Consider the following 21,289-nt stretch of genomic DNA (forward strand, 5'->3'; position numbering starts at 1 on the left):
TATAAGGAGGAATCAGGATGAAATTTGTTACATTTCGTCTTCCTTCAAAAGAACTACGGGCTGGATGGCTTGAAGGTGACAAAGTAATAGATATGAATCTTGCTAGTGAAGGGAAAATCCCTTCTTCTATGATTGCTTTTTTAGAGAAAGCGGATGAGTATGTAGAAGTAGTGCGGAATATTAAGAATCCAAATAAGGGTATATATGCTTTAGAAGAAGTACAATTGACAGCTGCTCTTCCTAATCCGAGTAGTATTCGAGATTTTTACGCATTTGAACAACATGTAAAAACAGCTCGCGGACGAAGAGGATTAGATGTTGTGCCTGAATGGTATGATATTCCGGTTTTTTATTTTACTAATCATCGTGCTGTAATTGGTTCCAGTGATTTTGTAATTGGTCCGAAAAAGTCTAAAAAGCTTGATTATGAGTTGGAAATTGCTTGCGTAATAGGAAGAGAAGGGCGAAATATTTCTCGTGAGCAAGCAGAGGAATATATTTTTGGTTATTGTATTATGAACGACTGGAGTGCGAGAGACTTACAAGCAACAGAAATGAAAGTAGGTCTCGGTCCAGCGAAAGGAAAAGACTTTGCAACTTCTTTAGGAGCACATCTTGTTACGAAAGAGGAATTAGACGTTTATCGTAATGGTGATCGATATAATTTAGAAATGACTGCTCATGTAAATGGAAAACTATTATCAAAAGGAAACTTCCAAGATATTTACTATACATTTGCTGAAATGATTGAACGTGCTTCAGAGGACGTTACGTTATATCCAGGAGATGTGATTGGTTCTGGGACAGTAGGAACAGGATGTATTTTAGAACTGGGTACAGAAGAGTGGCTACAAGATGGAGATGTTGTAGAACTGTCGATTACTGGTTTAGGTACACTACGTAATACGATCAAAAAAGAAAAGGAAGCGGGTGATGGGCATGTTTTATCGTCACATGGGAGAACTACCTCATAAACGACATGTACAATTTCGTAAAAAAGATGGATCGCTTTATCGTGAACAGGTAATGGGAACAAAAGGTTTTTCTGGTACGCAGTCTATTTTGTATCATCATTATATGCCGACAGAAGTAGGTCATTCTGCATTATCGCATTCTTGTCAGTTGCAGTATGAAGAGGATGTTGCTCTTTCTCATCGCCACTTTCGAACGAAAGAAAGTAAAAAAAGTGGTGATGCAATAAGTGGACGGAATTTCATACTTGGAAATGAAGATTTATTAATTGGAGTAGTGAGTCCAACAGAAAAAATGGATTATTTCTATCGTAATGGTGATGGCGACGAAATGTTATTTGTTCATTATGGAACAGGAAAAATTGAAACGATGTTTGGAACGATTCACTATAGAAAAGGCGACTATGTAACGATTCCAATTGGAACGATTTATCGTGTTATTCCAGATGAAGGAGAGACTAAGTTTCTTGTTGTAGAGGCGAATAGCCAAATTACAACGCCGCGTCGTTATCGAAATGAATACGGACAATTGTTAGAGCATAGTCCGTTTTGTGAAAGAGATCTTCGTGGTCCAGAAAAATTAGAGACATATGATGAAAAAGGCGAGTTTGTCGTAATGACAAAATCAAGAGGCTATATGCATAAACATGTTTTAGGACACCACCCGTTAGATGTTGTGGGATGGGATGGCTATTTATATCCGTGGGTATTTAATGTAGAGGATTTTGAACCAATTACAGGGCGCATTCATCAGCCACCGCCAGTACATCAAACATTTGAAGGACATAATTTTGTTATTTGTTCTTTCGTACCACGTTTATACGATTATCATCCAGAGTCAATTCCGGCACCATATTATCATAGTAATGTTAATAGTGATGAAGTTCTTTACTATGTAGAAGGAAACTTTATGAGTCGCAAAGGTGTGGAAGAAGGTTCTATTACACTTCATCCGAGCGGGATTCCCCATGGGCCGCATCCGGGGAAAACAGAGGCAAGTATAGGGAAGAAAGAGACGCTTGAATTAGCTGTTATGATAGACACATTCCGTCCGCTTCGTATTGTAAAACAAGCACATGAAACAGAAGATGAAAAGTATATGTATAGCTGGATTGAACAAGGTTCATATACTGTGAAATAAGTAAAAAAGGCATGCTCTCAATAAGGGGGCATGCCTTTTTCACGGAATCGACATGTATAATAATACCAAAAAAATAATGGAAAGATATATAGAAAGAATAATAAGGGGCGTGCATATTCAGAAGAATTTCTACTTGTTTCGACAAAAGTATTGACTAGGAAAAGCGTAATGAGTAAAATTAAAAAGCGAATTAAAAATTTTCAGAAAATTTAAAACTTGGAGGAGTGAAAGATGAAGCAAATTTTTCAAAAGAAGCCAATTGCAAAGTTAATGCAAGAAAGTAAGCAAAAAACGTTAGCAAGAACATTGGGCGCGCTAGATTTAACTATGCTTGGAATCGGAGCAATTGTTGGAACTGGTATTTTTGTTCTAACGGGTGTTGTGGCAGCGAAACATTCTGGGCCAGCTATTATATTATCATTTGCGATTGCCGCTCTAGCTTGTGCCTTTGCTGCATTTTGTTATGCTGAATTTGCTTCTTCAGTTCCTGTCTCGGGCAGTGTGTATACGTATACATACGCGACGATGGGGGAAGTATTCGCATTTTTAATTGGCTGGGACTTAATGCTGGAATATTTACTTGCTACATCTGCTGTAGCGAACGGTTGGTCTGCATATTTTCAATCTTTATTAAAGGGGTTTGGAATTCATATTCCGACTATTTTCTCCTCGGCTCCTGGTACAGGTAAGGGTGGAATAATTGATCTACCTGCAGTTCTAATTATTTTAGTGATGACAGTTCTTTTATCTAGGGGTGTTCGTGAAAGTGCACGAGTAAATAACATTATGGTATTTATTAAAATAGCAGTTGTTCTTATTTTTATCTTTGCTGGTTTTAATTATGTGAAACCTGAAAACTGGACGCCTTTTATGCCATTTGGTTTAGATGGTGTAATGGCTGGAGCGGCTACAGTATTCTTCGCATTTATAGGATTTGATGCAGTTTCAACAGCGGCAGAAGAAGTGAAACGTCCGCAACGTGATTTACCAATTGGTATTATTGCATCGTTATTAATTTGTACAGTTCTTTATATCGTTGTTTCGCTTATTTTGACAGGAATTGTTCCATACGGACAGCTAAATATATCAGATCCAGTTGCTTTTGCACTTCAATTTATTGGACAAGATGGTTTAGCGGGGGTAATTTCGGTAGGAGCAATTACAGGAATTACAACAGTAATGCTAGTTATGATGTATGGGCAAGTTCGTGTTTCTTATGCGATGAGCCGAGATGGTTTACTGCCGAAACGTCTTGCTAAAGTTCATCCGAAATTTAAAACGCCATTTTTAAATACATGGACAACGGGAATTATTGCGGCACTGATTTCAGGATTAATAGATTTAAATGTTTTAGCACATCTTGTAAATATGGGGACATTGTCAGCATTTGCACTCGTAGCTGTTGCGGTAATCGTAATGAGAAGAACACATCCAGACTTACCAAGGGCATTTAAGGCTCCGCTTGTACCATTTTTACCAGCATTAACAGTGATCTTCTGTTTATACTTAATGCTTCAATTATCGGGGACAGCATGGATTAGTTTTGGGATATGGATGGTTATTGGTATAGCGGTTTACTTCTTATATAGCCGAAAACATAGTGCTTTAAATAATAGTAAAAAAGAAGAAGATGTTGCAAATTTATAAGTGAAAAAATCCATTCTAATTCTGTTAGAATGGATTTTTTATTTGAAAATTTACATTTTTCTGAACTTATTATAAGATAATTGTTGGCTAACTAAAGGGGTGAAATGATGAAAAATACGTGGCGTGAGTTAAGGGAGATGGACCGTAACGTATGGATTCGATTTATTGGAGAGACGTTAAATGGAATTGCAATGATGATGTTAATGCCTTTTTTTGCATTATATTTAAAAGATAAGGTGGATTCGTTGTTGGAAGTTGGGGTTATTATGGCGCTTTCTCCAATTGCTGCAAGTTTTGGATCACTTATAGGAGGGAGAATTGCTGACATATATGGAAGAAAGCCTATTATGATATTTTCTATGGCAAGTAATGCATTATTAATGCTCGGTTTTCTATTTATAGAAGGATTTATTCCATATGCAATTTTATCTATTTTTTTAGGGTTGAGTAATTCTTTATTTCATCCAGCTGCATCAGCTATGGTCGCGGATGTAACGGCACCAGAAAAAAGAACAGAGGCATATGGTTTATTACGAATGGGACACAATATAGGTGCTGCGATTGGTCCGATAATGGGAGCATCAGTAGTTGTGTTGTCAAAGAACCTTGTGTTTATTATTGCCTCTTCTACAATGCTATTTTATGCGTTACTTGTATTACTTCTTATTCAAGAGACGATGCCAAAAAGGACAGATAAGGAAGAACATAAAGAAAAGGAAGCTGGGGCAGTTTGGAAAATTGTAATGCGAGATAAGGTATTAATGATTTACTTATTAGCAGGCATTATCATTTCGATGGGGTTTTCTCAAACGGAAGGCATGTTGCCACTACATTTTGATAATGAAATGAAGCATATTTTTGGAACGAATAATCCATATCCATATTTAATGGCGTTAAACGGACTATTAGTTGTTTTATTCCAGTTTCAAATTTCAAAATGGGCTACGGATAAACCGGTCGGGAAGACGATGTTATATGGTGCATGTTTATTCGGGATTGGATTATTTTTTATAGGGTGGTTACCGAAGTGGTTTGGAGAATTTAATACAAATGCTACAATTATTTTAATAATATTACTGTTCGTTTATGCTATATATACGTTAGGTGAGATGATTATGTCGCCTGTACAGATGACATTTGTAGCAAATTTGGCCCCTGAGCATTTGAGAGGGACTTATATGGGAGCTGCAAGTTTGCAGTGGATTACAGGAAGCGCATTTGGTCCACTTTTGGGCGGTTTTTTATTAGATCGATTACTTGGTCACTTTCTATTTACAATTTTAGCTGTAGGATGTGTAGTTGCAGGTATTGTATATGTTTCTTTAGATCGCCTTGTGGAGCAAAGGCAAAAAGACACACTAACCAAACAATCTTCTTAGTGAATAGGTGACATACACAAAAAAGGGGATTTCTACATATTTTAGGTACATAACTAGATTAGATTGCCATTTTATTTTGTGTAGCTATATAGAAAATGAAATGAAAAACCAATAAGTGATGTTATTTAATTATTTATGGAAGTTACATTTTATTTCAAATAGGAACTACCTATTTTCATAAAAAGTGCTAAAATAGAAAAATGAAAACAATTGGTTAGGGTGATTTCATTGACGAAAATTAAATTAGGTTTATTATATGGTGGAAAATCAGCTGAGCATCAAGTTTCGCTACAGACGGCTCTTGCTGCTATTAAAGCGTTAAATCAAGATAAATTCGAGATTCATCCAATTTATATTACAGAACAAGGTCAATGGGTACGCGGTGAGCGTATTGAAGGCGAAGTAACAGATGTTGAAGCTTTAAAAATGAGCGGTGCAGAAAATGCGATTTCTCCGTTATCATTAAGTACAGAAATTATCCCATCTGCAGCTTCTGAGGAGAACGCTATTGACGTTATTTTCCCATTACTACATGGACCAAACGGTGAAGATGGAACGGTTCAAGGACTATTAGAATTAATGAATATCCCTTATGTAGGAAATGGTGTTCTAGCATCATCTGCTGGTATGGATAAAGTTGTTATGAAAAACATCTTTGCAGAGGCTGGTTTAAAACAAGCAAAATATGCATCCTTCATTCGTAGTGCATGGGAAAAAAATTGTGAGGAAGCTTATTCTAAAGTAGAAGATAAGTTAGGATATCCTTGCTTCGTAAAACCAGCGAACCTTGGTTCAAGTGTTGGTATTAATAAGTGTAAAAATCGTGAAGAACTTGAGGATGCATTTGTAGAGGCATTCCAATTTGATCGCAAAATTATTGTAGAAGAAAATATTGTAGGTCGTGAAGTAGAAGTTGGGGTACTAGGTAATGATGAGCCGAAATGTTCAGTTGTAGGTGAAATCGTTCCGAAAAAGGACTTCTATGATTATAAGTCGAAATATATCGATGGTGATACGGCGCTAATTATTCCAGCTGAAATGACAGAAGAAGAATCTAATGTAATTAAGCGTGATGCGATTATTGCATTCCAATCATTAGACGGTGCAGGTTTAACGCGAGCTGATTTCTTCTTAACGAAAGATGGAGAAGTGTATATTAACGAAGTAAACACAATGCCAGGATTTACACCGTTCAGTATGTTCCCTCTATTATGGCAACATACTGGGTTACCGTATCCAGAATTAATCGAAGAGCTAATTCGTTTAGCGATTGAACGTCACGAAGAAAAACAAAAAATTAAATATACAATCTAACAAAAAAGGAGGAAGCACTATTCATAGGAATAGTGCTTCCTCTATGTAAGGAGCGTTTCTATATGATAAAGCGAATGTTAAAGCAAGTGGAACAGATGGTAAATGGTACTGAATTAGCAGAGCAATATGAGGGAATTACTATTCAAGGCGTGTCTATTGATACGAGAAAAATTGAAAAAGGAAACTTGTATGTTCCGATTCAAGGGGAGCGCTTCGATGGACATGCTTTTGTAGATAAAGCTGTTGAAAATGGAGCTGTGGCTACATTATGGATGAAAGATGTAGCGAATCCACCTGAGAATCTTCCGGTTATTTTTGTAGAAGACACGCTATCGGCATTGCAAATGTTAGCGAAAAACTATCGCGATCAATTGGATGTTAAAGTTGTAGGTGTAACGGGTAGTAACGGTAAAACATCTACGAAAGATATTGTAACAAGTCTTCTTGCGACTAAATTCAAAGTGCAAAAAACAGAAGGGAACTTCAATAACCATATCGGATTACCTCTTACCATTTTAAACTTAGAAGAAAATACAGAAGTAGCAGTATTAGAGATGGGTATGTCAAGCCGAGGCGAAATTGAATTCTTATCTAAGTTAGCTCGTCCTAATGCAGCTATCATTACAAATATTGGTGAGGCACATTTAATGGATTTAGGATCTCGTGAGGCAATTGCTGAAGCGAAATTAGAAATTGTTACAGGATTACAAGAAGGTGGCGTGTTCGTATATAACGGAGATGAGCCTTTATTAACGAATCGTGTTCCTGGAATGAATTTAGCAGCAGAAACGGTTACGTTTGGTGATGCAAGAGCAAACGATTATTATCCAACGACTGTAACATTACAAGCAACTGGGACACATTTCAAAATGAATAGAGATGAAAATATTTCATTCTACTTACCGGTGTTAGGAAAACATAATGTGTATAATACACTTGCTTCAATGGCAATTGCGAAACATTTTGGTGTAACGTGGGAAGAGATGAAAGAAGGTTTAGTAACACTTCAAATGACGGGCATGCGTATGGAAATTGTGAAAACAAATAGTGGTTTAACAATTATCAATGATGCTTATAATGCAAGTCCGACGGCTATGGAAGCAGCATTCCATTTAATGAATGGTTTAGATGGTTTTGCTAAAAAAATCGTTGTGCTCGGTGATATGTTAGAACTTGGAGATCAAGAAGTACAGTTCCATTATGAGGTAGGAAAATTAATCGATCCAGCAAAAATCTCACATGTATTCACATACGGTAGATTAGGGGCTCAAATTGCTGAAGGAGCGCAAATTAATTTCCCTAATGAACGTGTAAAGGCGTATGATAATAAAGAAGAGTTAGTAAAAGATTTACAAGCAGTAGTCGATGTGAAAGATGTTGTATTAATAAAAGCGTCTCGCGGTATGAAATTAGAAGAAGTAATTACGATGTTGAAATAATTGGTGTATATAAATAGGGATGATAGTTACGAAAATAGAAGAAACTTATAATAAGCGCTTACAGTAAATATAAAAAAATAAAAGTGAAGAAAAAAACTCTGAATATGAAAATAAGGTAACAGTTGGGTTTGCTTTTTACACATACAAAACTTATAATTGATAAAGTGTAATAACGTTTAGAAGTATTTTCGTGAAGAATATACGCCCGTTTATATACGTGAGCATTCAGGAAAAGGGCTTTTCCGCAAATTCGGAAAACGCCTTTTTTTAAATGATAAGTATAGGATAGAAAAGGAGAAGTAACATTGACAACATTTCGAGAATTAGGATTAAGTGATTCTTTACTGCAATCTGTTGAAAGTATGGGCTTTGAAGAGGCTACACCAATTCAAGCTGAAACAATTCCACATGCATTGCAAGGTAAAGATATTATTGGGCAAGCGCAAACAGGTACAGGGAAAACAGCAGCATTCGGATTACCACTATTAGATAAAGTGGATACACATAAAGAATCGGTTCAAGGTATTGTTATCGCGCCAACGCGTGAATTAGCAATTCAAGTTGGAGAAGAATTATACAAAATTGGTAAGCATAAACGCGTTCGTATTTTACCAATTTATGGTGGTCAAGATATTAACCGCCAAATTCGTGCTCTAAAAAAACACCCACACATTATTGTTGGTACGCCGGGTCGTATTTTAGATCATATTAACCGTAAAACACTTCGTCTGCAAAACGTAGAGACAGTTGTTCTTGACGAAGCGGATGAAATGTTAAACATGGGCTTCATTGAAGACATTGAAGCAATTTTAACAGATGTGCCAGAAACACATCAAACATTACTATTCTCAGCGACAATGCCGGATCCAATCCGCCGTATTGCTGAGCGTTTCATGACTGAGCCTCAACACATTAAAGTAAAAGCAAAAGAAGTAACAATGCCAAACATTCAGCAGTTCTATTTAGAAGTGCAAGAAAAGAAAAAGTTTGACGTGTTAACACGCTTATTAGATATTCAATCTCCAGAGCTTGCAATCGTATTCGGTCGTACAAAGCGTCGTGTTGATGAATTATCAGAAGCATTAAACTTACGTGGTTATGCTGCAGAAGGTATTCACGGTGATTTAACTCAGGCGAAACGTATGTCTGTATTACGTAAATTTAAAGAAGGTTCTATTGAAGTTCTTGTTGCAACAGACGTTGCTGCACGTGGTCTTGATATTTCAGGCGTAACGCACGTATATAACTTCGATATTCCACAAGATCCAGAATCATACGTTCACCGTATCGGTCGTACTGGTCGTGCAGGTAAAAAAGGTATTGCAATGCTATTTGTAACACCACGTGAATCAGGACAATTAAAAAATATCGAGCGTACAACAAAACGTAAAATGGACCGTATGGATGCACCGACACTTGACGAGGCATTAGAAGGTCAACAACGTTTAATCGCTGAAAAGCTTCAAAGCACAATTGAAAATGAAAACTTAGCATACTACAAGCGTATTGCAGAAGAAATGTTAGAAGAAAATGACTCTGTAACAGTAGTAGCTGCTGCTTTAAAAATGATGACTAAAGAGCCGGATACAACTCCGATCGCTTTAACATCAGAACCACCTGTTGTTTCAAGAGGCGGCGGTTCTAAAAAACGCGGCGGTAACGGAGGCGGATACCGTGATGGTAACCGTAATCGTAGTCGTGATGCACGCGGCGGTGGCGATGGACGTAATCGTGACCGTAACCGTGATCGCAATCGTGATGGTGGTAGTCGTGGTCGTAGAGGTGAAGGCCAAGGTCGCCCTGGTTCTTCAAATGGACGCGGCGAAAGAAAACATCATAGCCGTCCACAAGCTTAATAAAAAAGAGAATGCCCTTTGCGGGCATTCTCTTTTTTTATTTCTATAATTGTGCATACTACATAATAGTTATGATAGAAAAGGGGCTGTTATATGCTTGTAAGGCTTGGTTACGTTGCGATGAGTGTACATTTGAAGAATGCATCTCCATCTCAAACGATGACGTATGCACAGTTTCAGAAATTAGATGATCGTGATGCTGCAATTCGTAAGCTTGAAAGAATTGCTAATTCCAATTTAGAAAATTGTTTACGTTTATTAAAGCATAATAAAGGACATGACATATCTTTCTTTCGGCTCAGTTCAAAGCTCATTCCTTTAGCGAATCATGAGGAATTGCTAGAGTGGAACTATATTCGTCCGTTAAAAGAAAATTTAAAAAAACTAGGTGAATATGCAGTTCATATGAATATGAGAATTGATTTCCATCCAGATCATTTTGTTGTACTAAATTCACCTGAGGAGAGTGTTTTTAAACAATCTGTAAAAACATTGCAGATGCACAAAAAATTATTAAAAGGCATGGGGATTGAACATAAGCAACGATGTGTACTGCATGTTGGAGGAGGATATAAAGATAAAGAACTTGCATTAGAGCGCTTTATAGAGAATTGGTCGAATGTCCCAAGGGGTATTCAAGAAATGATTATATTAGAAAATGATGATACAACCTTTACGTTAGAGGAAACATTATATTTAGGAGAAAAATTAGATATTCCCGTCGTATTTGACTTGCATCACCATATGATGAATAATGAGCAAGAAGATTGGTATGAAGATTGGGCACGTGTTGTTCATACGTGGGAAACGTCTTTGTTGCCGATTAAAATGCATATCTCTAGCCCTAGAGAGGGAAAAGATCCAAGAGCTCATGCAGATTATATTAATGTAGACGCATTTTTATCTTTTTTAAGAAGGATAAAGGGAAGTGTTCCGCAAATTGATTGTATGATTGAGGCGAAGATGAAGGATGAGTCTTTATTTCAATTAATGAGAGATTTAAGTGAACAAGTAGATGTAGAAATTATCGATGGTGCAAGCTTTTATATTAAATAAGCTTTGCACCATCGTTTTTTTTTGTTAAAAAAGGGGTTAAAATGCCACCGGTTATTAAACCTGTTAAATGACTGATCGGATTGGCAGAAGGGTTAAAGAAAGTAAATAGCAGTAATAGAAGTATCATAATTGAGAAAATGGCAATTTCTTTTGGTTTTGAAGAGCGGTATCGATTGTACAATAAAAATAACTGTGCACCTAATAGTCCGAAAATACCACCTGATGCACCTGCGTGAATATATTCAAGCGGCATAATAATATAAGAAGAAATATTTCCAGAAATTCCAGAGAGAAAAAATAGAATAAAAAAAGAAAAGTGTCCGAGTTGCTTTTCGATAGAAGAACCAAGAGCAAACAAAAAAATACTATTAGAAAGAAAATGTTGTAAGTCTACGTGTACGAGAAGAGAAGTTATGACACGCCACCATTCTCCTTTCGCGATATATTCATTAGAGGCTGCCAGTGGTAAGAGAAAAAAGTCGCCTAATATCATCATGACTAAATGAATAAGCAGTAAGGTAAGAATAGTCGGTTGTAAAGAAATATGAGTGGATCTTATTAGCATACGGTTACTATCACCCCTTTTGCATCAGAAAGATTCTCTGTTATTCTTATCAATATGAAAGAAGAAAGTTAAATAGAAGAAGGGGATTTCGAAATGATTATAGGGATTGGTATCGATATTATTGAATTAAATCGTATTGAAAAAATGCTAGATGGAAAGCTTAAATTTATGGAACGTATTTTAACGGAAAATGAACGTAATGTTGCTATGGAGCTGAAAGGAAGTCGCCTTACAGAGTTTGTAGCTGGAAGGTTTGCAGCGAAAGAGGCGTATTCAAAAGCTGTAGGTACTGGTATCGGAAAAGAAGTGAGTTTTTTAGATATTGAAGTGAAAAATGATGAAAGAGGTAAGCCAATTCTGATTACAAGTACAGAGCATATTGTTCATTTATCAATTAGTCATAGTAAGGAATTTGCTGTTGCTCAAGTTGTTTTAGAAAGCTCGTCACGCTAGTCTGCATATTTTATATCTTTGTCTCATATATTTGAGGTAGCGATAAGGAAGGTACATCTTCCATTCATTTATAGGGGCAAAGGGGCTGAATTGATGAAAAGGCGTCTGTTTTTAGTTCTTGTCGGTTTGTTGACCGTTTTTGTGTTGGCGGGTTGTATGGAAAAGAAGCAAGATGATGTCGTGAGAGATTTAGAATCAAAAGTAAAAGGGATGAAAAGTTATCAAGCTGAGGCAAAATTATCTATTAAAACAGGCAATGAGCCTCAAGAGTATAACGTAGAGATTTGGCATAAGGAACCGTCTTTTTATCGTGTGAATTTAAAAAATGCAAAAAAAGATCAGAGCCAAATTATTTTGAGAAATGAAGAAGGTGTATTTGTATTAACGCCAGCACTTAATAAGAGCTTCCGTTTTCAAAGTGATTGGCCGCAAAATAGTAGCCAGGCTTATTTATATGAATCACTTGTAAGAGATATTTTGCAGGACAAGAAAAACCTTACTTTTGAGAAAACAGATAAGTATTATATTTTTAAAACAAAAACAAACTATCAACATCAAAATATGTTGCCGAGACAAGAGATTACATTGAATAAGAGCGACTTGACTCCAGTTTCAGTGAAGTTAATGGATAATGATCAAAATGTTCTTGTGAAAGTAGATTTCTCTAAAGTGAAATTCGATGCGAAATTTGATAAAGGTGCATTTGATACGAAACAAAATATGTCTAGAGCGCAGGTAGATGTTCAAACAACAGCGAAAGAAGATAAACCGTTTGCTATTTTGTATCCACTTGATACACCACAAGGTATGACTCTGCAAGATGAAAAAGAGTTGAAGACAGACAGTGGCAAGCGTGCGATACTCACATACACTGGAAATAAGAAATCCTTTACTTTAATACAAGAAAAGGCAAAAGTTGCAGAGGCATCATCAGCGGTAAGTGTAAGTGGAGAACCAGTTGATCTTGGGTTTACGATTGGTGCATTAACAAAAGACTCTGTAACGTGGTCGCATAACGGAGTAGAATATATGCTCGTGTCTAAAGGTTTAGAGCCGAAGGAGCTGTTAATGGTTGCTCGTTCAGTTACAGCGAAGCAGGTGAAGTAAACTTCTTAGACGTGGTGATATATGTGCACCACGTCTTTTCTTAGTTTGAAGGTAGATTTCATAAAAGAAGCATATAAAAGAATAAGCTTCGCATATCGTGTATAAGGAAGTGTATTTATGGAAGAAGCACCATTTTACCGTGACACTTGGGTGGAAGTGGATTTAGATGCCATTTATAACAACGTTACACATATTAAAGAGTTCATCCCAAGTAATGTAGAGATTTTTGCTGTAGTTAAAGCAAACGCATATGGGCACGATTATGTACCGGTGGCTAAAACGGCATTAGAAGCAGGTGCAACAAGGTTAGCTGTTGCTTTTTTAGATGAGGCTTTAGTGCTTCGGAGGGCTGGTATTACTGAGCCGATTTTAGTGTTAGGTCCCTCGCCGCCGCGTGATGTAAATGTAGCTGCTGAAAATGATGTAGCGCTAACTGTTTTTCAAAAAGAATGGGTGGACGAAGCAATTAAACTTTGGGATGGTTCATCTGTAATGAAATTCCATATTAACTTTGATAGTGGTATGGGGAGAATTGGAATACGTGAAAGAAAAGAGCTAAAAGAATTTTTAAAGAGTTTAGAGGGTGCACCGTTTTTAGAGTTAGAAGGAGTATACACGCATTTTGCAACGGCAGATGAGGTTGAGACTTCGTATTTTGATAAGCAATATAACACGTTCTTAGAGCAGTTAAGTTGGTTGAAAGAATTCGGAGTGGATCCTAAGTTTGTTCATACAGCTAATAGTGCTGCGACGTTACGTTTTCAAGGGATTACATTTAATGCAGTGCGAATTGGGATTGCAATGTATGGATTATCTCCTTCTGTAGAAATACGTCCTTTTTTACCATTTGAATTAGAACCGGCGCTATCACTTCATACGAAAGTCGCTCATATTAAACAGGTAATTAAAGGTGATGGAATTAGTTATAATGTCACCTACCGAACGAAAACTGAAGAATGGATTGCGACTGTAGCGATTGGCTATGCAGATGGGTGGCTTAGAAGGTTACAAGGATTTGAAGTGCTTATAAATGGTAAAAGGGTACCGATTGTAGGGCGAGTAACAATGGATCAGTTCATGATTCATCTTCCTTGTGAAGTGCCACTTGGTACGAAAGTTACGCTTATTGGAAGGCAAGGAGATGAGTATATTAGCGCTACAGAGGTTGCGGAATACTCAGGGACTATTAATTATGAAATTATTGCAACGATCAGTTTCCGTGTGCCAAGAATATTTATACGGAATGGTAAGGTTGTAGAGATAATTAATTACTTGAACAATATATAGAAGGTAGTATGATTGCTTCTTGTCATTGGGGTGACTGTTCATTGCTGGATAATAAGCTCTTTTTGATGAGAAGCTTTTTACTTATAATCATTTTTTATATAAGTTGCACGTAAGTTTTGAAGAGGAGTTCTATTGTTTTTAGTGAGTTATGAGATAAAAAATTTAAGAAGATGAATGTTTTGTTTGTGAATTGGAAAACATAAGCAAGGAATAAGGAAGTCTTTGCAACAGGCTCCATACAATGGTATTATTACAATAGGTGTCATATATATATTTGGGTGTGTAGTTGACGGTGGAGGTGTATTTTTGTGTCCGAATCAAGTGTAACTACTGAAATCGTGGTTCGGTTGCCAAAGCAAATGGTAACGGAATTGGACGGAATTGGAAAACAAGAGAATAAGAATCGCCATGAACTAATTTGCCAGGCAACACAATTGTTATTGCGTCAACATAAGACGAAGAAACGCTACCAACATGAATCAATGCGACGTGGGTACATTGAAATGGGAAAAATTAATCTTGGTATTGCATCTGAAGCTTTCTTAGCAGAGTATGAAGCAGCTCATACAGTAGAACGCTTAGTTAGCGGGGGGTAATATTTTGATTGTAAAACGCGGCGACGTGTATTTTGCAGACCTTTCCCCAGTTGTTGGTTCTGAGCAAGGAGGCGTTCGTCCGGTTCTTGTCATTCAAAATGACATCGGAAATCGTTTTAGTCCAACGGTGATTGTAGCGGCTATTACTGCACAGATTCAAAAAGCGAAATTACCCACTCATGTGGAAATTGATGCGAAAAAGTATGGTTTTGAGAGAGATTCTGTTATTTTACTTGAGCAGATTCGAACAATCGATAAGCAACGCTTAACGGACAAAATCACTCATTTGGATGAAGTGATGATGAGTCGTGTAGATGAAGCGTTACAAATTAGTTTAGGACTAATAGATTTTTAAATCGGCAGTTTAAGTTGCTCTCTTTGAAGGGCAACTTTTTTTATTATAGAGGAGGTTACGGTTGTATATGGAAATGGTAGATAATCGACAAGCGTTAATGAAAATGTTAGTGAAAGAATTAGGCTTTACCGAAAAGCAAGTTCGTCATGTTATTCAATTAACAGAAGAAGGTAACACAGTTCCATTTATTGCTCGTTACCGAAAAGAATGGACAGGCTCTTTAGATGAGGTGCAAATTCGTACGATTTTAGAGAGATGGCAATATATGATGCAACTTGAAGATAGGAAGGAAGAAGTTCTTCGTCTTATTGATGAGAAGGGGAAACTGACAGAAGAGCTACGACAGCAAATTGTTAAAGCTACAAAGTTGCAAGAAGTAGAAGATCTATATCGTCCATATAAAGAGAAAAGAAGAACGAAAGCGACAATTGCTAAAGAAAAAGGATTAGAACCATTAGCTGAATGGTTATTGTTATATAAGAAAGAAGATCCGGCTAAAAAGGCAGTGGAATTTATTAATGTAGAGAAAGAAGTGCAATCTGCAGAAGAAGCTTTACAAGGTGCACAAGACATTATTGCAGAAATGGTTTCAGATGAAGCTGCGTATCGTAGTTGGATTCGAAATGTTACTTTTAGAAAAGGTGTTATGTCTTCGTCCGTGAAAGATGAAGAAAAAGATGAAAAGAATATATATGAAATGTATTACAGTTATGAAGAACCATTGCAAAAAGTAGTACCACATCGTGTATTAGCAATGAATCGTGGCGAGAAAGAAGATATATTGAGAGTTGCTGTTGTTCCGCCAGTAGATGAGATAGTAACTTTCTTAAATAAGAAAGTAATTCGTGATAACGATTCGAAAAGTGCACATTATGTACAATTAGCGATTGAAGATGGTTATAAACGATTAATTCAATCTTCAATCGAAAGAGAGATTCGTAAAGAATTAACAGAAACAGCTGAAGAACAAGCAATACATATTTTCTCTGAGAACTTACGTAACTTATTATTACAACCTCCGATGAAAGGGAAAGTCGTGCTAGCGGTAGATCCGGCATATAGAACTGGTTGTAAATTATCTGTAGTAGATGATACGGGGAAAGTACTACATATCGATGTTATTTATCCGCATCCACCTGTTCGTAAATATGATGATGCAAAAACGAAAGTTCTTTCTATTATAGATAAATATCAAGTTGAAATGATTGCAATTGGTAATGGGACAGCATCTAGAGAAACAGAAGAGTTTATAGTAGATGTATTACAAAGTGTGAACCGAGATGTCTTTTATATTATTGTAAATGAAGCGGGTGCTAGTGTATATTCAGCTTCTGATTTAGCCCGTGAGGAATTCCCAAATTTACAAGTTGAAGAGAGAAGTGCCGTTTCTATTGGGAGACGTCTGCAAGATCCACTTGCTGAACTTGTGAAAATTGATCCTAAATCAGTTGGGGTTGGACAATACCAACATGATGTATCTCAAAAGAGACTGAATGAATCATTAACATTTGTAGTAGAAACAGCTGTTAACCAAGTTGGGGTTAATGTAAATACGGCTTCGGTTGCATTGTTACAATATGTTTCAGGTTTATCGAAAACTGTTGCGAAAAATATTGTGGCAAAGAGAGAAGAAGATGGGAAATTCACGAAGCGCACGGAATTAAAGAAAATCCCACGTTTAGGTGCAAAGACGTATGAACAATGTATAGGTTTCTTACGTATACTAGAAGGAGCGAATCCATTAGATCGAACAGGTATTCATCCAGAGCAATATAAAAATGTTGAATTATTATTGAAGAGTCTAGGGTTATCGATAGATGACGTAGGACAACCGCAATTACAAAAGAGATTGGAAGAAGTAGAGATTTCTAAGTTATCTCAAGAAACAGGAGTTGGGGAGCCGACGTTAGTTGATATTATAGATGCGCTTATTAGTCCAGAACGCGATATGAGGGATGAGTTGCCTAAACCACTTCTGAAAAAAGGGATTTTGAAATTAGAAGATTTAAAACGTGGTATGGAATTAGAAGGAACAGTTCGTAACGTTGTTGATTTTGGTGCTTTTGTTGATGTTGGCGTAAAGCAAGATGGTTTAGTACATATTTCTAAACTTAGCAAACAGTTTGTAAAGCATCCGTTAGATGTTGTATCAGTAGGGCAAATTGTAAAAGTATGGGTAGATGATATTGATACAAAAAAAGGACGCGTTGCACTATCTATGTTGCCGATTGAATAGTAAGAGAAGAGAGCAGATGAAACTGCTCTTTTTTTATGGAATAAAAAGTGTAATGGATTATGAGCTTTGATGTATTTTGCTATAATAAAACCAGCATTCATTTAATAACTTAATTTGATACCGGTTTTTTTCGAAATATGCACGTTGCATTTGTTTTTTTAGCCACGTAGGCATAGGAATCCCTCCTTGTTTAATCCTGCTCTCAAAAATCTAAAATGCTATTGATGAGAGGTTGGTGAGTGGATTTCTATTCATGTTTTGTTTTTAGAAACCACGCTTCTTACATGAGGATGGGTATATGTACTATTTAATATATGTATAAGAAGGGAGAAAAGTGTAAAAATATTTTTTTGTTTAGGAGGAATGAGAGTGGATGAGCAAGAAATTCAGCGACTAGTGGAAGAAGTGTCACTACAATACTTTGAGATGCCGTTCTTACATAAAGCAGTGTTTAATAATAGATTACGTACAACTGGTGGGCGTTATTTATTGAAGAGTCATAATATCGAATTGAATTATCGATATTACGAAGTGTATGGTGAAGAAGAGTTAGTCGGGATTATTAAACATGAGCTTTGTCATTATCACTTACATATTGCAGGAAGAGGGTATAAGCACAGGGACAGGGATTTTCGTGAGTTGTTAAAGAAAGTTGATGCACCACGTTTTTGTAAACGAATGATTAATGAAGAGAAGGAAAAAAAGATTTATAAGTATGAATGTATGGAGTGTTCACTTCAATATGTAAGAAGGCGTCAAATAAATACAAAAAGATATGTCTGTGGAAAGTGTAAAGGGAAACTCAAACCGATATCGAAAACATCTTGACAGTAAAAACGCAATCCAGTATATTATAAACATGTCACGTTTGAACAAGATGTTGTTAAAAACTTCTTGACTTACAGAGAGAATTTTTATAAGATACAAATTTTCTTCATTATTCCGCAGTAGCTCAGTGGTAGAGCTATCGGCTGTTAACCGATCGGTCGTAGGTTCGAGTCCTACCTGCGGAGCCATACAGAGAAGTACCCAAGTGGCTCAAGGGGCTCCCCTGCTAAGGGAGTAGATCGCTAACGCGGTGCGAGGGTTCGAATCCCTTCTTCTCTGCCATACATATTGGCCCGTTGGTCAAGTGGTTAAGACACCGCCCTTTCACGGCGGTAACACGGGTTCGAATCCCGTACGGGTCACCACTTCGGAGGATTAGCTCAGCTGGGAGAGCACCTGCCTTACAAGCAGGGGGTCGGCGGTTCGATCCCGTCATCCTCCACCATATAATTTTATATGAATAGTATTGTCGCGGGGTGGAGCAGCACGGTAGCTCGTCGGGCTCATAACCCGAAGGTCGCAGGTTCAAATCCTGTCCCCGCAACCAAATGGTCCCGTGGTGTAGTGGTTAACATGCCTGCCTGTCACGCAGGAGATCGCCGGTTCGACCCCGGTCGGGACCGCCATTTTAACTTCTGCTATATAGCAGTTGTTTTTTATTGGATATTATGTTACAATAACATTTGTCTTTGAAAAGAAGATAATTATTTCGATGGGCTATAGCCAAGCGGTAAGGCAACGGACTTTGACTCCGTCATGCGCTGGTTCGAATCCAGCTAGCCCAGCCATTTACGAGCCATTAGCTCAGTTGGTAGAGCATCTGACTTTTAATCAGAGGGTCGAAGGTTCGAGTCCTTCATGGCTCACTTTTGTTTTTTCCGCGCGGTCGTGGCGGAACGGCAGACGCGCTAGGTTGAGGGCCTAGTGGGGGAAACCCCGTGGAGGTTCAAGTCCTCTCGGCCGCATCAAAAAAATCTTAAAAAAGTACTTGCATTTGAAAATGTAGTATGATAAGATAATTGAGTCGCCAAATTACAACGACGAAAAAACATCATGAATAAGCGCCCGTAGCTCAATTGGATAGAGCGTTTGACTACGGATCAAGAGGTTAGGGGTTCGACTCCTCTCGGGCGCGCCAATTACGGGAAGTGGCTCAGCTTGGTAGAGCACCTGGTTTGGGACCAGGGGGTCGCAGGTTCAAATCCTGTCTTCCCGACCACGCGGGTGTAGTTTAGTGGTAAAACAAGAGCCTTCCAAGCTCTGGTCGAGAGTTCGATTCTCTTCACCCGCTTTTAGTTCTTTGAAAACTGAACGAAACAAACAACGTGAAACGTCAATTTTTATTTTAGATGCTAGACAAACTAACTTTATTGGAGAGTTTGATCCTGGCTCAGGATGAACGCTGGCGGCGTGCCTAATACATGCAAGTCGAGCGAATGGATTAAGAGCTTGCTCTTATGAAGTTAGCGGCGGACGGGTGAGTAACACGTGGGTAACCTGCCCATAAGACTGGGATAACTCCGGGAAACCGGGGCTAATACCGGATAACATTTTGAACCGCATGGTTCGAAATTGAAAGGCGGCTTCGGCTGTCACTTATGGATGGACCCGCGTCGCATTAGCTAGTTGGTGAGGTAACGGCTCACCAAGGCAACGATGCGTAGCCGACCTGAGAGGGTGATCGGCCACACTGGGACTGAGACACGGCCCAGACTCCTACGGGAGGCAGCAGTAGGGAATCTTCCGCAATGGACGAAAGTCTGACGGAGCAACGCCGCGTGAGTGATGAAGGCTTTCGGGTCGTAAAACTCTGTTGTTAGGGAAGAACAAGTGCTAGTTGAATAAGCTGGCACCTTGACGGTACCTAACCAGAAAGCCACGGCTAACTACGTGCCAGCAGCCGCGGTAATACGTAGGTGGCAAGCGTTATCCGGAATTATTGGGCGTAAAGCGCGCGCAGGTGGTTTCTTAAGTCTGATGTGAAAGCCCACGGCTCAACCGTGGAGGGTCATTGGAAACTGGGAGACTTGAGTGCAGAAGAGGAAAGTGGAATTCCATGTGTAGCGGTGAAATGCGTAGAGATATGGAGGAACACCAGTGGCGAAGGCGACTTTCTGGTCTGTAACTGACACTGAGGCGCGAAAGCGTGGGGAGCAAACAGGATTAGATACCCTGGTAGTCCACGCCGTAAACGATGAGTGCTAAGTGTTAGAGGGTTTCCGCCCTTTAGTGCTGAAGTTAACGCATTAAGCACTCCGCCTGGGGAGTACGGCCGCAAGGCTGAAACTCAAAGGAATTGACGGGGGCCCGCACAAGCGGTGGAGCATGTGGTTTAATTCGAAGCAACGCGAAGAACCTTACCAGGTCTTGACATCCTCTGAAAACCCTAGAGATAGGGCTTCTCCTTCGGGAGCAGAGTGACAGGTGGTGCATGGTTGTCGTCAGCTCGTGTCGTGAGATGTTGGGTTAAGTCCCGCAACGAGCGCAACCCTTGATCTTAGTTGCCATCATTAAGTTGGGCACTCTAAGGTGACTGCCGGTGACAAACCGGAGGAAGGTGGGGATGACGTCAAATCATCATGCCCCTTATGACCTGGGCTACACACGTGCTACAATGGACGGTACAAAGAGCTGCAAGACCGCGAGGTGGAGCTAATCTCATAAAACCGTTCTCAGTTCGGATTGTAGGCTGCAACTCGCCTACATGAAGCTGGAATCGCTAGTAATCGCGGATCAGCATGCCGCGGTGAATACGTTCCCGGGCCTTGTACACACCGCCCGTCACACCACGAGAGTTTGTAACACCCGAAGTCGGTGGGGTAACCTTTTTGGAGCCAGCCGCCTAAGGTGGGACAGATGATTGGGGTGAAGTCGTAACAAGGTAGCCGTATCGGAAGGTGCGGCTGGATCACCTCCTTTCTATGGAGAATTGATGAACGCTGTTCATCAATATAAGTTTCCGTGTTTCGTTTTGTTCAGTTTTGAGAGAACTATCTCTCATATATAAATGTATGTTCTTTGAAAACTAGATAACAGTGTAGCTCATATTTTTTAATTTT

At 38.5% G+C, this 21,289-nt stretch carries 17 protein-coding genes, 12 tRNA genes and 1 rRNA gene; 28 read left to right on the plus strand and 2 right to left on the minus strand.

Annotation, left to right across the window (positions count from 1 at the left end; all coding sequences use genetic code 11):
- Window positions 1-17: 17 nt before the first annotated feature.
- The 8 genes from V6946_RS01245 to uvsE all read left to right on the plus strand — a co-directional run bounded on the left by V6946_RS01245 (window position 18) and on the right by uvsE (window position 10,803).
- The gene (locus V6946_RS01245) at window positions 18-974 is read left to right on the plus strand and encodes a fumarylacetoacetate hydrolase family protein (RefSeq protein WP_000674004.1); all 957 of its coding nucleotides are present in this window, start codon (window positions 18-20) and stop codon (window positions 972-974) included.
- Entirely contained in the window at window positions 940-2,112 is a 1,173-nt protein-coding gene (locus tag V6946_RS01250; protein WP_013141710.1) for a homogentisate 1,2-dioxygenase, read from the plus strand. Before V6946_RS01245 ends, V6946_RS01250 begins: the two co-directional genes overlap by 35 nt.
- A gap of 231 nt (window positions 2,113-2,343) precedes the next feature.
- Window positions 2,344-3,759 carry an amino acid permease gene (locus V6946_RS01255; RefSeq protein ID WP_366982023.1) on the plus strand — a complete coding sequence of 472 codons (1,416 nt, stop codon included), beginning with the start codon at window positions 2,344-2,346 and terminating at the stop codon, window positions 3,757-3,759.
- A 107-nt stretch (window positions 3,760-3,866) separates the two neighbouring features.
- Window positions 3,867-5,138 (plus strand): MFS transporter, encoded by a 1,272-nt coding sequence (locus V6946_RS01260; protein ID WP_000799716.1) that lies wholly within the window; start codon window positions 3,867-3,869, stop codon window positions 5,136-5,138.
- A gap of 228 nt (window positions 5,139-5,366) precedes the next feature.
- Complete coding sequence (locus V6946_RS01265; RefSeq protein WP_366982022.1) at window positions 5,367-6,452, plus strand: D-alanine--D-alanine ligase; 1,086 nt, start codon at window positions 5,367-5,369, stop codon at window positions 6,450-6,452.
- A 62-nt stretch (window positions 6,453-6,514) separates the two neighbouring features.
- Window positions 6,515-7,891 carry a UDP-N-acetylmuramoyl-tripeptide--D-alanyl-D-alanine ligase gene (gene murF / locus V6946_RS01270; RefSeq protein ID WP_366982021.1) on the plus strand — a complete coding sequence of 459 codons (1,377 nt, stop codon included), beginning with the start codon at window positions 6,515-6,517 and terminating at the stop codon, window positions 7,889-7,891.
- Window positions 7,892-8,196: 305 nt separating this feature from the next.
- Window positions 8,197-9,747 (plus strand): DEAD/DEAH box helicase, encoded by a 1,551-nt coding sequence (locus V6946_RS01275; RefSeq protein ID WP_366982020.1) that lies wholly within the window; start codon window positions 8,197-8,199, stop codon window positions 9,745-9,747.
- A gap of 93 nt (window positions 9,748-9,840) precedes the next feature.
- Window positions 9,841-10,803, plus strand: coding sequence for a UV DNA damage repair endonuclease UvsE (gene uvsE / locus V6946_RS01280; protein WP_000961166.1), 963 nt, complete (start codon window positions 9,841-9,843; stop codon window positions 10,801-10,803).
- Here the strand turns inward: uvsE and V6946_RS01285 are convergent.
- Complete coding sequence (locus tag V6946_RS01285; protein ID WP_000908523.1) at window positions 10,796-11,368, minus strand: rhomboid family intramembrane serine protease; 573 nt, start codon at window positions 11,366-11,368, stop codon at window positions 10,796-10,798. The genes uvsE and V6946_RS01285 overlap by 8 nt on opposite strands.
- A 93-nt stretch (window positions 11,369-11,461) precedes the next feature.
- On the opposite strand from V6946_RS01285, the gene acpS reads away from it, so the two are divergent.
- From acpS to V6946_RS01315, 6 genes are all read left to right on the plus strand, one after another.
- Window positions 11,462-11,821: a holo-ACP synthase gene (gene acpS, locus V6946_RS01290; protein WP_000583415.1), complete on the plus strand. Its 360-nt coding sequence runs from the start codon at window positions 11,462-11,464 to the stop codon at window positions 11,819-11,821.
- A gap of 156 nt (window positions 11,822-11,977) precedes the next feature.
- Window positions 11,978-12,928, plus strand: coding sequence for an outer membrane lipoprotein carrier protein LolA (locus V6946_RS01295; RefSeq protein WP_002004297.1), 951 nt, complete (start codon window positions 11,978-11,980; stop codon window positions 12,926-12,928).
- 117 nt (window positions 12,929-13,045) lie between these two features.
- A complete protein-coding gene (gene alr / locus V6946_RS01300) occupies window positions 13,046-14,215 on the plus strand; it encodes an alanine racemase (protein WP_000390615.1) in 1,170 nt (389 codons plus the stop codon).
- Window positions 14,216-14,523: 308 nt separating this feature from the next.
- Window positions 14,524-14,811, plus strand: a complete 288-nt coding sequence (locus V6946_RS01305; protein WP_000004570.1) for an antitoxin EndoAI — start codon at window positions 14,524-14,526, stop codon at window positions 14,809-14,811.
- Window positions 14,812-14,815: 4 nt separating this feature from the next.
- Window positions 14,816-15,166 carry a type II toxin-antitoxin system endoribonuclease NdoA gene (gene ndoA / locus V6946_RS01310; protein WP_000635965.1) on the plus strand — a complete coding sequence of 117 codons (351 nt, stop codon included), beginning with the start codon at window positions 14,816-14,818 and terminating at the stop codon, window positions 15,164-15,166.
- A 67-nt stretch (window positions 15,167-15,233) separates the two neighbouring features.
- Window positions 15,234-17,402, plus strand: a complete 2,169-nt coding sequence (locus V6946_RS01315) for a Tex family protein (protein WP_000426236.1) — start codon at window positions 15,234-15,236, stop codon at window positions 17,400-17,402.
- A 57-nt stretch (window positions 17,403-17,459) separates the two neighbouring features.
- Here V6946_RS01315 and cmpA read toward each other — a convergent pair whose 3' ends face one another.
- Complete coding sequence (gene cmpA, locus V6946_RS01320) at window positions 17,460-17,576, minus strand: cortex morphogenetic protein CmpA (protein ID WP_001143642.1); 117 nt, start codon at window positions 17,574-17,576, stop codon at window positions 17,460-17,462.
- Between the two features lie 195 nt (window positions 17,577-17,771).
- Between cmpA and V6946_RS01325 the strand changes: the two genes are divergently transcribed.
- From V6946_RS01325 to V6946_RS01390, 14 genes are all read left to right on the plus strand, one after another.
- Window positions 17,772-18,230 (plus strand): SprT family protein, encoded by a 459-nt coding sequence (locus V6946_RS01325; RefSeq protein WP_000344237.1) that lies wholly within the window; start codon window positions 17,772-17,774, stop codon window positions 18,228-18,230.
- A gap of 113 nt (window positions 18,231-18,343) precedes the next feature.
- Window positions 18,344-18,418 (plus strand) — tRNA-Asn (locus V6946_RS01330).
- Between the two features lie 3 nt (window positions 18,419-18,421).
- Window positions 18,422-18,512: transfer RNA gene (locus V6946_RS01335), tRNA-Ser, on the plus strand.
- Between the two features lie 8 nt (window positions 18,513-18,520).
- Window positions 18,521-18,595 (plus strand) — tRNA-Glu (locus V6946_RS01340).
- A gap of 4 nt (window positions 18,596-18,599) precedes the next feature.
- Window positions 18,600-18,675 (plus strand) — tRNA-Val (locus tag V6946_RS01345).
- Window positions 18,676-18,700: 25 nt separating this feature from the next.
- Window positions 18,701-18,777: transfer RNA gene (locus tag V6946_RS01350), tRNA-Met, on the plus strand.
- A 3-nt stretch (window positions 18,778-18,780) separates the two neighbouring features.
- A tRNA-Asp gene (locus V6946_RS01355) sits at window positions 18,781-18,856 on the plus strand.
- An 87-nt stretch (window positions 18,857-18,943) separates the two neighbouring features.
- A tRNA-Gln gene (locus V6946_RS01360) sits at window positions 18,944-19,018 on the plus strand.
- A gap of 5 nt (window positions 19,019-19,023) precedes the next feature.
- Window positions 19,024-19,096 (plus strand) — tRNA-Lys (locus V6946_RS01365).
- 16 nt (window positions 19,097-19,112) lie between these two features.
- Window positions 19,113-19,195 (plus strand) — tRNA-Leu (locus V6946_RS01370).
- 96 nt (window positions 19,196-19,291) lie between these two features.
- A tRNA-Arg gene (locus V6946_RS01375) sits at window positions 19,292-19,368 on the plus strand.
- A 4-nt stretch (window positions 19,369-19,372) separates the two neighbouring features.
- A tRNA-Pro gene (locus V6946_RS01380) sits at window positions 19,373-19,449 on the plus strand.
- Window position 19,450: 1 nt separating this feature from the next.
- Window positions 19,451-19,521: transfer RNA gene (locus tag V6946_RS01385), tRNA-Gly, on the plus strand.
- Window positions 19,522-19,597: 76 nt separating this feature from the next.
- Window positions 19,598-21,149: ribosomal RNA gene (locus V6946_RS01390) — 16S ribosomal RNA — on the plus strand.
- Window positions 21,150-21,289: the final 140 nt, after the last annotated feature.

It is taken from the genome of Bacillus sp. PPSBB_2 (assembly GCF_045291115.1).
In the GTDB taxonomy this organism is placed as follows: domain Bacteria; phylum Bacillota; class Bacilli; order Bacillales; family Bacillaceae_G; genus Bacillus_A; species Bacillus_A cereus.

Coding starts and splice junctions, on each gene's coding strand:
- V6946_RS01245 (WP_000674004.1), top strand. CDS start 18: ATGAAATTTGTTACATTTCGTCTTCCTTCAAAAGAACTACGGGCTGGA.
- V6946_RS01250 (WP_013141710.1), top strand. CDS start 940: ATGTTTTATCGTCACATGGGAGAACTACCTCATAAACGACATGTACAA.
- V6946_RS01255 (WP_366982023.1), top strand. CDS start 2,344: ATGAAGCAAATTTTTCAAAAGAAGCCAATTGCAAAGTTAATGCAAGAA.
- V6946_RS01260 (WP_000799716.1), top strand. CDS start 3,867: ATGAAAAATACGTGGCGTGAGTTAAGGGAGATGGACCGTAACGTATGG.
- murF (WP_366982021.1), top strand. CDS start 6,515: ATGATAAAGCGAATGTTAAAGCAAGTGGAACAGATGGTAAATGGTACT.
- uvsE (WP_000961166.1), top strand. CDS start 9,841: ATGCTTGTAAGGCTTGGTTACGTTGCGATGAGTGTACATTTGAAGAAT.
- V6946_RS01285 (WP_000908523.1), bottom strand. CDS start 11,368: ATGCTAATAAGATCCACTCATATTTCTTTACAACCGACTATTCTTACC.
- acpS (WP_000583415.1), top strand. CDS start 11,462: ATGATTATAGGGATTGGTATCGATATTATTGAATTAAATCGTATTGAA.
- V6946_RS01295 (WP_002004297.1), top strand. CDS start 11,978: ATGGAAAAGAAGCAAGATGATGTCGTGAGAGATTTAGAATCAAAAGTA.
- alr (WP_000390615.1), top strand. CDS start 13,046: ATGGAAGAAGCACCATTTTACCGTGACACTTGGGTGGAAGTGGATTTA.
- V6946_RS01315 (WP_000426236.1), top strand. CDS start 15,234: ATGGAAATGGTAGATAATCGACAAGCGTTAATGAAAATGTTAGTGAAA.
- cmpA (WP_001143642.1), bottom strand. CDS start 17,576: ATGCCTACGTGGCTAAAAAAACAAATGCAACGTGCATATTTCGAAAAA.